Raw genomic sequence first — 11808 nt, forward strand, 5'->3', positions numbered from 1 at the left:
CTCACGCTCCCGTGGCGACGAGGACGGCGGCGACCGCGAGGACGACGGTGCCAGCGAGCAGCGCGCTCACATAGGTCTGCAGATTGCCGGTCTGTGCCCGTCGTACGGCGGTGCCTAGCCAGCGTGGCAAGGCGCCCGCGCCGCGTACGTAGGTCTCGACGACCTCACGGTCCAGGAACCGGACGAGGGTGGCTCCGGCCTGGACCGGGCGGACGAAGACGGCCGTGTACAGGGCGTCCAGGTGGAAGCCGACGGCAGCGTGGCGGTGCAGCGGGCCGAGCAATAGGCGGCCAGGGTCCGCCGGGTCGGGCACGTAGGCGATGTCCCCGTACACGGGCGTGTGGCTGGCGATGGCTTCGGCTTCGACCTGCGCGGCCCCGTCGGGGTGGGCGGCGACCGCACCGAGCGGGGCGCGGGCGGCGAGCATGCTGGTGTGGCGCCAGGCAGCGTAGGTGATGATGCCGCCGACCAGGGCCACGCCTGTGCCGATGACAGACGTGGTGAGCGTCGGGGTGAGGTCTCGGCCGTCGAACCAGTCGGGCAGCACGCGGTAGGCGAACGCACCGAGGGCGAGGGAGGGGGCCGCGAGGACCCACAGCACCACGGTCATCGTGACCGGCTGGCGGCCGTGGTCGGGGGCCGCGGCGCCTCGCCCGTAGAAGGCCAGCAGCCACAGGCGCGTCGCGTACGCGGCGGTGAGCAGAGCGGCGAACAAGCCTGCGACCAGGGTGATCCAGCCCGCGGCACCGGGAGCGTGCTCGGTGTGGCCGGTGGCGACGTGCTCGGCCGCGCCGAGGACGGACTCCTTGGAGAAGAAGCCGCTGAAGGGCGGGATCGCGGCGAGCGCGAGGAGCGCCACGGTCATCGTCCAGTAGGCGTCAGGGACGCGGGCGCGCAGGTCCTGCATGCGGGACATGGCGGCCAGCGAGTTGGTGCCGGCGGCGTGGATGACCACGCCGGCCGCGAGGAACAGCAGCGCCTTGAAGGCGCCGTGTGCGAGGAGGTGGAAGACGGCGGCGCCGCGGTCGCCGACGGCGAGGGCACCGGTCATGTAGCCGAGTTGACCGATCGTCGAGTAGGCGAGGACGCGCTTGATGTCGTCCTGGGCGAGCGCGGCGAGACCCGAGCCGATCATCGTGACGGCGGCCATGACGGCGAGGACCACCATCGCGGCCCGGGAGGCCTCGAAGACCGGGAGGAGACGGGCGATGAAGTAGACACCGGCGGCGACCATCGTCGCGGCGTGGATCAGCGCGGAGACGGGCGTGGGGCCCGCCATCGCGTCGGGGAGCCACGTGTGCAGCGGGAACTGCGCCGACTTGCCGGCCACGCCCGCGAGCAGGAGCAGGGCGATCAGGGTCGGGTGGTCGAGTCCGCCGTGCGCGACGGTGTCGAGGATCTTGGTGATCCGGAAGGAACCTGCGTCGGTGGCCAGCGCGAACAGGCCGATCAGGAAGGGGACGTCACCGAGTTTGGTCACCAGGAAGGCCTTGAGGGAGGCGGCGCGGGCCTCCGGGGTCTCCCAGTAGTGGCCGACCAGGAAGTACGAGCAGATGCCCATGATCTCCCAGCCGACCAGCAGCACGATCAGGTCGCCGGAGTAGACGACGAGCAGCATCGCGGAGGTGAAGAGGGAGACGAGCGCGGCGTACGAGGGGTAGCGCGGGTCGTCGCGCATATAGCCCGTCGAGTAGGTCTGCACACAGGTGGCGACGAAGGCGACCAGGACGGCGACGAGGGCGGCGAAGCCGTCGATGTGCAGGGCGAGTTCGATCGGGACCGAACCGGTGGGGGTGAGTTCGGTGGCGGCGTTCATCGCCTGGTCGCCGCCCTGGCGTACGGCGACCACCGCGGCGAGCGCGAGGGCGGCCAAGGGCGGCAGCACGGCGAGCGGGCGCACGAAACCGGGGGCCGTGCGGCCCAGGAGCAGGCCGGCCACGGCGCCCAGGAAGGGGAGAAGGGGGACGAGCACGGCGAGGGTGGTCGTGGTCACGCGGTGGCCTCAGCCTTTCCGGTCCGTCCGGCCCGCCCGGACTGTGCGTCCTGCTCGGCCGTGAGGGTGAGGTCACCGTCGGACGCGTCGGACCCGTCGGGTTCATGGCCCTCGGCCGTGTCGCGGAGCTTGTCGATGTCGGCGGTGCCTCGGTTGCGGTGGACGGCGAGGACGATCGCCAGGCCGATTCCGATCTCGGCGGCGGCGATGGCGATGGTGAACAGGGTCAGGGCCTGACCGGAGTGCAGGGTCTCCTCCGCGGTCCTGCTGAGCCAGACGTCGAAGGCGACCAGGTTCAGGTTGACGGCGTTGAGCATCAGCTCGACCGACATCAGGACGAGGATCGCGTTGCGGCGAGCGAGGACGCCGTAGAGGCCGGTGCAGAAGAGGAGGGCGGAGAGTACGGCGGGATAGGCGAGGTGCATCAGCGGGCGCCTTCCTGCTCGGTTGACTGCGGTTCCTTGGCCGAGTCGGTGGGCTTGGCCATGTCGGCGGGCTTGGCCGAGTCGGTCGCTTTGAGCGGCCCAGTTCCCCCAGTCGCCCCATTTCGCCCGATCGGGTGATTACGGGAATCCGGGACGGATGGGGAACTCCCGGTCTCGGCTCGGGAGTTCACAGGGGGAGAACTCGACTCCGCCTTCGCTTTGCGGGACAGGACGATCGCGCCGACCAGGGCCGCGAGGAGCAGGACGGAGAGAGCCTCGAAGGGGAGAACCCAGTTCTGGAAGAGGCTGGCTCCGGTGGCCTCGGTGGAGCCGGCGGCGGGGCCGTCCAGGTCGATCCAGGTGGTGCGGAAGGCGTCGACGACCACCCAGACCAGAGCGGCTCCCGCGGCGACCGCCACGGCCAGGGCGGCCCAGCGGTTGTCGGAATCGGCGTCCGGGGACCGGCCGATGGGGGCCCTGGTGAGCATCAGACCGAACAGAAGGAGGACGACGACGGAGCCGACATAGATGAGGACCTGCACCCAGGCGATGAACTCGGCGGTGAGCAGGAGGTATTCGACGGCGAGGCCACCGAGGGCCACCACCAGCCACAGGGCGGCGTGCACCAGTTGCTTGGTGGTGACGGTGACGATCGCGGCGCCGAAGGTGACCAGGCCGACGAGCAGGAAGGCGATCTCGACGCCGGTCGGGGAGAGGAAGCCGTGGGTTTGGGCGGCGGCTGTGGTCAGTACGGCAGAGGTGAGGCTCACGCGTTCCCCTCCTGCGACTCGGCCTGCGTGGCCGCCAGCTTCTCGGCGGTCTTGCGGGCGGTCGCGATCTCCTTCGGTTCCTCCGCGCCGGGGTCGAGGGCCGGCGGGGCCGGAACCGTCCACATCCACTCGCGGAGCTTGTCCCGCTCGTGGGTGAGGTCGCGGATGTCGGTCTCGGCGTACTCGAACTCCGGGGACCAGAACAGGGCGTCGAAAGGACACACCTCGATGCAGATACCGCAGTACATGCAGAGGGAGAAGTCGATGGCAAAGCGGTCGAGGACGTTACGGCTGCGTTCGCGGCCACCGGGGGTCGCGGCCGGAACCGTCTCCTTGTGGGAGTCGATGTAGATGCACCAGTCGGGACACTCACGGGCGCACAGCATGCAGACCGTGCAGTTCTCCTCGAACAGGCCGATCACGCCTCGGGTGCGGGGCGGGAGGTCGGGCTGAGCGTCGGGGTACTGCTCGGTGACGGTCTTCTTCGTCATCGTGCGCAGGGTGACGGCCAGGCCCTTGGCGAGGCCGGAGCCGGGGATGGGGGCCATGGTTAGGAGATCACCACCTTGACGATGCCGGTGAGGGCGATCTGGGCGAGGGAGAGGGGGACGAGGAGGGTCCAGGAGAGTTTCTGGAGCTGGTCCTCGCGCAGGCGGGGGTAGGTCACGCGGAGCCAGATGACGACGAAGGCGAGCAGGGCTGTCTTGAGGAGGGTCCACACCCAGCCGAGACCGTCGGCGCCCCAGGGACCGTGCCAGCCGCCCAGGAAGAGAACGGTGGTGAGGCCGCACAGGACGACGATTCCGGCGTACTCGGCGAGGAGGAACAGGGCGAAACGAAGGCCGGTGTACTCGGTGTAGGCACCGAAAATGATCTCCGAGTCGGCGACCGGCATGTCGAAGGGAGGGCGTTGGAGCTCGGCGAGGCCGGCGACGAAGAAGACGATCGCGCCGACCAGCTGCCAGGGCAGCCACCACCACTCGAAGGCGCCGAGAATGCCGGGAAGGGAGACGGTTCCGGCCGCCATCGCCACCGAGGCGGCGGTGAGCAGCATCGGGAGTTCGTAGGCAAGGAGCTGTGCGGCGGTGCGGAGGCCGCCGAGGAGGGAGAACTTGTTGGCGGAGGCCCAGCCGGCCATGAGGGAGCCGAGGACACCCACGCCCATCACGGCGAGCACGAAGAACACGCCTGCGTCGACCACCTCGCCGACGGCGCCCTCGCCGGGGCCGATCGGGATGGCCAGGAGGACGAGGAGGTAGGGCAGGAGGGCTACGGCGGGGGCGAGTTGGAAGATTCGGCGGTCAGCGCCCGCCGGTACGACGTCTTCCTTCTGAGCGAACTTCACGCCGTCCGCGACGAGTTGGGCCCAGCCGTGGAAACCGCCTGCGTACATCGGGCCGAGGCGGCCCTGCATGTGGGCCATCACCTTGTGCTCGGTCTGGCCGATGATCAGAGGGAAGGTGAGGAATACGACGAAGACGATCAGGAGTCGCAGGGCGACGTCGAGAGCGTCGTTCACTGCGGGCCTCCTGCGGGCTCGTCGGGGGTGCGTGGGGTATTGGGGGTGCTGGGGGTTTTGGGGGCGCCGCGGGTGGGGGTGTCAGGGGCCGGGGGCTCGTCCGCGGTTGAGTCGTCGGAGGTCGCGTCGGCGTCCTGAGGGTTCGGGTGAGTGTGGTTGGGGGTCCGGTCGACGTCTTCGGAGCGTTCCGCGGGTCGGGGATCTTCGGAAGCGCCCTCCTCCTCGGGGGTACCGGGTTCCACAGAAGCGCTCTGTGCCTCGGAGGCGCCTGGCTCCTTGGAAGCACCGGGTTCAGCGGGCTCGTCCGGCCGTTCGGGGCGTTCGGAGGATTGCGCGTCCTCGGAGGTGGGGGGTTGTTCCGTTCCGAAGTCGTCGAAGGCTGGGCGAGCGTGATGCCACGGCGCGTCCGGGCTGCGTGGGGTGCTCCGAGCCTTCGGCGGCGTGGTCGTGAGGCTCGCGTCATCGGCCGACGTCTCGGAGCCAGTCGCGGCACGGTGACTCACGGAACCGCCCGAAGCGCTGCGTGTCCGACGGGGCCCGGCCGGGGCAACACCCGCGGCTCCCTGGCGTTGCGGTGCCGAGGTGTCCGAGGCAGGGGTGTCCGAGCCAGGGACACCCGAGCCTGAGGTATCCGACCCGGGGGCGTCCGCCCCCGAGGTGTCCGATGTCGGGGCATCCGATGCCGAAGTCTCCGACGCTGAAGTGTCCGACGCAGAAGTCTCCGACGCCGAGGCATCTGGACTCGAAGTGCCCGATGTCGGGGCATCCGACAAAGGCGCGGGCAAGGGACGCAAGCCGGTGGCCGGGGCGTCCGACTCGGACGTACCGCTCGCCGGTGCTGCTGGACCGTCATCGGTGCCGTGGGCTCCCGGTGCCGTCTGGCCGGCCGAGCCCTGCGCAGTGGTACGCGTTCGTCGGGGCACGCCCGTCGACGACGCCCCCGCAGCACTGCCCGTGGCCTCCGCCACCCCAGGTGCGCTCTGGCTCGCCGAACCGTCCGCCACCGAACCCGCCCCACGCGGTCCACCCGGCACCCCGGGCTCCTCCGCCTGGCTCGCCGAACCGTCCGCCGCTGATCGCGCCCGACGTGGCCCACCGGGCACCGCACCCGGCACCCCGGACCCCTCCGCCGGGCTCGCCGAACCCTCCCCCACCGAACCCGCCCCAACCGGTCCACCGGGCACCCCGGACCCCTCCGTCCGGCTCGCCGAACCATCCGCCGCTGATCGCGCCCGACGTGGCCCACCGGGCACCGCACCCGGCACCCCGGGCTCCTCCGTCTGGCTCGCCGAGCCCTCCGCTGCCGAGCGCGCTCGGCGGGCTGGGCGGTCGGTTGTGGTTCGGGCGGGGCGTTCGACCGGGGTTCGGGCCGCGCCGCGGGCGGGGCGGGCCGGAGCCGGAGGCAGCTGGCCTTTCAGGGGGCCCCATTCGTTCGGGTCGGGGACTCCTGGGGGAAGCATCTGGCGGCGTTTGGGGCCACCGTGTTCGGACTCGCCCGGTTCCTTGGCTCCGGGCCAGGCCTTGGCGACTCGGGCGGCCAGGACGAAGTCCTTGCGGAGGGGATGGCCCTCGAAGGTTTCCGGCAACAGGAGAGGGGTGAGGGAGGGATGGCCGTCGAAGGTGATGCCGAACATCTCGTGGGTCTCGCGTTCGTGCCAGGCGGCACCCGCGTAGATGTCGACGGCTGTGGGCAGCGCCGGGGTCTCGTGGGAGACGGTCGTGCGGAGCAGCAGGCGTCGTACCGGGGAGAGGGCCACCACGTGGGCAGCCACGCGGAAGCCCGTGCCGGGTTCGTCGACCGCGCTGAGCCAGTCGAAGTAGGTGCAGCCCAGCTCGTCGCGGGCCACACGCAGCGCCGCGAGCCAGGTCGCGGGCGGGACGTCGACCGTCAGGACCTCGTAGGACTCCTCGGCGTTGGTCTCGGGGCCGAAGAGTTCCTCGACGGGGGCGGGGAGCCAGCCGACGGCGGTCACCGTGTGTCTCCCTCGCCGGAGGCCTCGGGGTCACCCGAAGTCGATGGTCCACCGGATGTCGCAGCGTCGCCTGAAGTCACCGGCCCGCCCCGGGCCCCCTGCTCACCGGAAGTCCCAGCCCCAGCCGAAGCCCCCGCCGCACCAGAACCCGTACGCTCCCCCGATCCCGATCCCGATCCCGATCCCGATCCCGCACCGGGCCCGGACCCCGCACCCCCCGGCCCCCTCACCAACCCGCTCTGCAGCGCCGCTACCGACGGGCGTCCCGTAGGGGATCCGTACCGTTCTGCCAGCGACTCCCTCGCGATCTTCTCCTGGAGTTTCAGGATTCCCTGGAGCAGTGCCTCGGGGCGGGGAGGGCAGCCCGGCACGTACACGTCCACAGGGATGATCTGGTCGACGCCCTTGGTGACCGAGTACGAGTCCCAGTACGGGCCGCCGCAGTTGGAGCAGGCGCCGAAGGAGATGACGTACTTGGGCTCGGGCATCTGCTCGTAGAGGCGCTTCACGGCCGGGGCCATCTTGTCCGTGACCGTGCCGGAGACGACCATCAGGTCGGCCTGGCGGGGACCCGGGGCGAAGGGGATGACGCCGAGGCGGATGAAGTCGTGGCGGGCCATCGACGCGGCGATGAACTCGATGGCGCAGCAGGCGAGGCCGAAGTTGAAGACCCAGAGGGAGTACCGGCGGCCCCAGTTGAGGATCACCTTCATCGGCTCGGGGGCGAGGCGGGCGAGGGCGCCCAGCCGTTTCGGCTCCGGAAGCAGAACAGGCTCCGAGGGGGTCACGTCCATTCCAGGACACCCTTCTTGTACGCGTACAACAACCCCACGGCGAGGAAGCCCAGGAAGATGAACATCTCCACGAGCGTGGTCGCGCCGTAGCCGGGGGCCGCGAAGACCGTCGCCCACGGGAACAGGAAGATCGAGTCGACGGCGAAGATGACGTACAGGAAGGCGTAGACGTAGTAGCGGACCTGGGTGTGGGCCCAGCCCTCGCCGACGGGGTCGACGCCGCACTCGTACGTCAGGAGTTTCTCGGGGGTGGGGACCACGGGCCGTAGCAGGCGGCCGGCGCCGAAGGCGACGGCGACGAAGAGCACGCCGACGACGGCGAGCAGTCCGACGACCGAGTACGACTGGAAGTAGTCCGCCGCTACGACGGTCGAATCGACGGTCGGTTCCGGCACGTCCGCCCCTCGCTCCCTGTGGACATCGATGAACACCGCTGTTCGACGATCTGTACGCACGGGAGTCTAGGCCCTGATAAAGGACCGGTAAGCAGCCCGTCACCCGTTGGAAGACGGGGGTGGGGTTTTCCCCAGGGAACGGCGGCGGCCCGCCTCATGGCGCCCGGCCCTCTCGCGCGGCACGCTAACCCATATGACCGAACGCCATTCGTCCCCGAGCCGTGCCGTGACCACCGGCAGAACCACCGGTCGAACCGACGGTGGGCGGCTGCCGCCGGCCCGTTTCGCCTATGACGCGCACACCTGGAAGGAGATCGCGCATCTCCTGGCGAACCTTCCGGTGTCGATCCTCGGCTTCACCTACGTCATGACCGTGCTGTTCACCGGTCTCTGGCTGACCGTCACGGTGATCGGGTTCCCGCTGCTCGCGGCCGGCCTGCTGGGCGCGCGGCAGCTGGGCAAACTGGAGCGGGCGCGGGCCCGGGCGCTGCTCGGGCTGCATGTGGACGAGCCGAGTCCGATGCCGTGGCGTACCAAGAACGGCGGCAACGGCTTCTTCCCTCAGCTGTGGATGGGACTGAAGGACCCGGTGGGGTGGCGGACGGTGCTGTACGACTTCGTCCGGCTGCCGTGGGGCATCTTCACCTTCACTCTCACGCTGACCTCGTTGTTCGTGCTGTGGCCGGTGCTGCCGTTCATCGCGCGGGGCCTCACCAACGTGGACCGGGCGATGGTGCGCGGGCTGCTGTCGCCCTCCGACGAGCTGGAACGCCGTATCGCCGAACTGGAGTCGGACCGGGGGGTCGTGGTGGACGCGGCCGCGTCCGACCTGCGGCGCATCGAGCGGGATCTGCACGACGGGGCGCAGGCACGGCTGGTCAATCTGGCCATGGGGCTCGGCCTCGCGAAGGAGAAGCTCCTGGAGGACCCGGAGTACGCGCAGGCGATGGTCGCGGAGGCGCACGGTGAGGTGAAGCTGGCGCTTCAGGAGCTGCGGGACCTGGCGCGGGGCATCCATCCCGCCGTGCTGACCGACCGCGGGCTCGACGCGGCGCTGTCGTCGGTCGCCTCGCGTTGCACGGTGCCGGTGAAGGTGACCGCCGACCTCGACGCCCGGCCGGTGCAGGCGATCGAGGGCATCGCCTACTTCACCGTCTCGGAACTGCTGCAGAACGTCAGCAAGCACAGTGGGGCGAGGTCGGCGTCGGTCGACGTGTGGCGGTCGGAGGACCGGCTGCTCATCCAGGTGTGGGACGACGGCCGCGGTGGCGCCCGGCTCGACGCCGGCACCGGCATGCGCGGGCTCGCGGAGCGGCTGGGCGCGGTCGACGGGCTGTTCGTCATCGACTCGCCGCCGGGCGGCCCGACGGTGGTGACGGCGGAGCTGCCGTGGCGGGACCGGGTGCCGCACAAGCCGTAGCGACCGGAGGCGGAAGCGGGAAGGGGTGGGGAAAACCCCCCTTCCAAGACGCCGACGGCCTCCATGGTCCGTTGAGCTGCGGCCCAGCAGGGTGGAGGTACGACACCACAGGCGCGGGACGAGAGATGAAGGACGACGTCGATGGCCACGGACTACGGGTACGACAGTGGGCTCGGGTTCCCCGAGAAGGCGCGGCGGCACCGGGTGCCGGCGGGGCTGCGGGCGCCGTTCGAGGGGCGGACCTGGCGTGAGTTCGGCTATGTGCTGCTGAGCCTGCCGATCAGCATCGTGCTGTTCACGTACGCCGTCACGATGGTCTCGCTGGGCGCGGGCCTGCTCGTGACCTTCCTCGGGATCCCGGTCTTAGCTGCGGGGCTCGCCGGGTGCCGTGGGTTCGGGGCGATGGAGCGGGCGCGGGCGCGGGGGCTGCTGGGTCTGGAGGTCGCGGACCCGGAGCCGCTGCGGATGCGGAAGTCCGGGTTCATGGGGTGGATGGGCGCGGTCCTCAAGAGCGGGGTGTCCTGGCGGGCGCTGCTGTACTCCGTGCTGCACCTGCCGTGGGCGGTGTTCTCGTTCGTCGTCGCGGTGAACTTCTGGGTGTACGGCTGGGCGTTGCTGACCTATCCGCTGTGGTTCTGGCTCTTCCCGGCGTACGCCGGTCAGGACGGGCTCGAGCTGTACGGCGACCAGACCCACCACGTCTATCTGGACAACCCGTTCGAGATCATCGTGACGGCGCTGGTGGGGCTGTTGTTCACGCTGGCCACGCCGTGGATCGTGCGGGCGCTCACGATGGTGGACCGGGTGATGGTGCACGGGCTGCTCGGGCCGACCCGGCTGTCGGCGCGGGTGGTGGAGCTGGAGTCGGACCGGGGCGTCGTGGTGGACACGGCGGCGGCGGATCTGCGGCGGATCGAACGGGACCTGCACGACGGGGCGCAGGCCCGGCTGGTGGCGCTGGCCATGGATCTGGGGCTGGCGAAGGAGAAGCTCACGGAGGACCCGCAGGCGGCGGCGCGGATGGTGGACGAGGCGCACGGTGAGGTGAAGACGGCGCTTCAGGAACTGCGTGATCTGGCGCGGGGCATCCATCCGGCCGTGCTGACCGACCGGGGGCTGGATGCGGCGCTGTCCTCCGTGGCCTCGCGCTGCACGGTGCCGGTGCAGGTGGAGGTGGATCTGCCCGCTCGGCCGGCGCCGGCCATCGAGGGGATCGCGTACTTCACGGTGTCGGAGTTGTTGCAGAACATCAGCAAGCACTCCCGGGCCACGGGGGCCGCGGTGGATGTGTGGCAGGTGGAGAACCGGCTGATGCTGCAGGTGGTGGACAACGGGGTGGGTGGGGCCGATGTGTCCTCCGGGTCCGGGCTTACGGGGTTGGCGGAGCGGTTGGATGCCGTGGACGGGATTCTGGTGGTGGATTCGCCGGTGGGGGGGCCTACCCGGGTGACGGCGGAGTTGCCCTGGCGGGGGGATCGGGTGTGACGGGGGCTGTGTGACGTGGGGGCGGTGGGGGGTTTTCGCCCCCGCCGCCCCTACCCGTCCCGTCCTCCAGGGGCGCTGCCCCTTCGGCCCCGCGCCCCTTCGGCCCCGCACCCCTTCGACCCCGCACCCCTTCGACCCGCACCCCTTCGACCCGCACCCCCTGGGGGCTGCGCCCCCAGCCCCCCGTCGGCCCTGAAGGGCCTCGTCCTCAAACGCCGGACGGGCTGAAAATGACACCGGCCCCCGTCTTAATCCCGTTGCCCACACCCGCCCGCATCCGAATGCTGGAATGCTGGACTTGTCCAGCGGGTGGGCATGAAGTGGGCTGGGGGGCCGAGAGTCGTGGAGGACAGGGTGCGGGTGGTCATCGCCGAGGATTCAGTGCTGCTGAGGGAGGGCCTGACCCGGTTGCTGACCGACCGCGGGCACGACGTCGTGGCCGGAGTGGGCGACGGAGAGGCGCTGATCAAGACCATCGGCGAGCTGGACGCGCAGGGCGAGCTGCCCGACGTCGTCGTCGCCGACGTACGGATGCCTCCGACGCACACCGACGAAGGGGTGCGGGCCGCCGTACAACTGCGCAAGGCACATCCCGGACTCGGGGTACTCGTACTGTCGCAGTACGTGGAGGAGCGGTACGCCACCGAGTTGCTGGCCGGGTCCAGTCGCGGGGTGGGTTACCTGCTCAAGGACCGGGTCGCGGAGGTGCGTGAGTTCGTGGACGCGGTGGTGCGGGTGGCCGAGGGCGGTACGGCCCTCGACCCCGAGGTGGTCGCACAGCTGCTGGGGCGCAGCCGCAAGCAGCATGTGCTCGCCAATCTCACGCCCCGGGAGCGGGAGGTGCTCGGGCTCATGGCCGAGGGGCGGACCAACTCGGCCGTCGCGCGCCAGCTCGTGGTCAGCGACGGGGCCGTCGAGAAGCACGTCAGCAACATCTTCCTGAAGCTCGGGCTCTCGCAGAGCGACGGGGACCATCGCAGGGTGCTGGCCGTTCTCACCTATCTGAACTCCTGAACCACCGTGCGGGCCCGAAG

General features: G+C 70.6%; 10 protein-coding genes and 1 pseudogene. 3 read left to right on the top strand and 8 right to left on the bottom strand.

Annotated elements, in window-relative coordinates; translation table 11 throughout:
• Position 1: 1 nt before the first annotated feature.
• The 8 genes and pseudogenes from ACFYRX_RS04305 to ACFYRX_RS04340 all read right to left on the bottom strand — a co-directional run bounded on the left by ACFYRX_RS04305 (position 2) and on the right by ACFYRX_RS04340 (position 7869).
• Complete coding sequence (locus ACFYRX_RS04305; protein WP_389096445.1) at positions 2-1993, bottom strand: NADH-quinone oxidoreductase subunit L; 1992 nt, start codon at positions 1991-1993, stop codon at positions 2-4.
• Positions 1990-2418 carry an NADH-quinone oxidoreductase subunit NuoK gene (gene nuoK / locus ACFYRX_RS04310; protein ID WP_389096447.1) on the bottom strand — a complete coding sequence of 143 codons (429 nt, stop codon included), beginning with the start codon at positions 2416-2418 and terminating at the stop codon, positions 1990-1992. The genes ACFYRX_RS04305 and nuoK overlap by 4 nt, the downstream gene beginning before the upstream one ends.
• Positions 2418-3188 carry an NADH-quinone oxidoreductase subunit J gene (locus tag ACFYRX_RS04315; protein WP_389096449.1) on the bottom strand — a complete coding sequence of 257 codons (771 nt, stop codon included), beginning with the start codon at positions 3186-3188 and terminating at the stop codon, positions 2418-2420. The genes nuoK and ACFYRX_RS04315 overlap by 1 nt, the downstream gene beginning before the upstream one ends.
• Complete coding sequence (locus ACFYRX_RS04320; RefSeq protein WP_389096451.1) at positions 3185-3736, bottom strand: NuoI/complex I 23 kDa subunit family protein; 552 nt, start codon at positions 3734-3736, stop codon at positions 3185-3187. The genes ACFYRX_RS04315 and ACFYRX_RS04320 overlap by 4 nt, the downstream gene beginning before the upstream one ends.
• A 2-nt stretch (positions 3737-3738) precedes the next feature.
• A complete protein-coding gene (locus tag ACFYRX_RS04325; RefSeq protein WP_389096453.1) occupies positions 3739-4707 on the bottom strand; it encodes an NADH-quinone oxidoreductase subunit H in 969 nt (322 codons plus the stop codon).
• On the bottom strand, positions 4704-6680 hold the full coding sequence (locus ACFYRX_RS04330; RefSeq protein ID WP_389096455.1) for an NADH-quinone oxidoreductase subunit C: 1977 nt from the start codon (positions 6678-6680) through the stop codon (positions 4704-4706). Before ACFYRX_RS04330 ends, ACFYRX_RS04325 begins: the two co-directional genes overlap by 4 nt.
• 131 nt (positions 6681-6811) lie before the next feature.
• Positions 6812-7474: pseudogene (locus tag ACFYRX_RS04335) on the bottom strand (NADH-quinone oxidoreductase subunit B); the annotation flags it as partial.
• The gene (locus ACFYRX_RS04340) at positions 7465-7869 is read right to left on the bottom strand and encodes an NADH-quinone oxidoreductase subunit A (RefSeq protein WP_389096457.1); all 405 of its coding nucleotides are present in this window, start codon (positions 7867-7869) and stop codon (positions 7465-7467) included. The pseudogene ACFYRX_RS04335 and the gene ACFYRX_RS04340, both read right to left, overlap by 10 nt.
• 193 nt (positions 7870-8062) lie before the next feature.
• On the opposite strand from ACFYRX_RS04340, the gene ACFYRX_RS04345 reads away from it, so the two are divergent.
• The 3 genes from ACFYRX_RS04345 (at position 8063) to ACFYRX_RS04355 (ending at position 11788) form a co-directional block, all read left to right on the top strand.
• Positions 8063-9289, top strand: a complete 1227-nt coding sequence (locus tag ACFYRX_RS04345; protein ID WP_389096459.1) for a sensor histidine kinase — start codon at positions 8063-8065, stop codon at positions 9287-9289.
• Positions 9290-9430: 141 nt separating this feature from the next.
• Positions 9431-10774 (top strand): sensor histidine kinase, encoded by a 1344-nt coding sequence (locus ACFYRX_RS04350; RefSeq protein WP_389096461.1) that lies wholly within the window; start codon positions 9431-9433, stop codon positions 10772-10774.
• A gap of 315 nt (positions 10775-11089) precedes the next feature.
• Positions 11090-11788, top strand: coding sequence for a LuxR C-terminal-related transcriptional regulator (locus ACFYRX_RS04355; protein ID WP_389096463.1), 699 nt, complete (start codon positions 11090-11092; stop codon positions 11786-11788).
• Positions 11789-11808 lie beyond the last annotated feature (20 nt).

It is taken from the genome of Streptomyces sp. NPDC005374, assembly GCF_042872225.1.
Classification (GTDB): domain Bacteria; phylum Actinomycetota; class Actinomycetes; order Streptomycetales; family Streptomycetaceae; genus Streptomyces.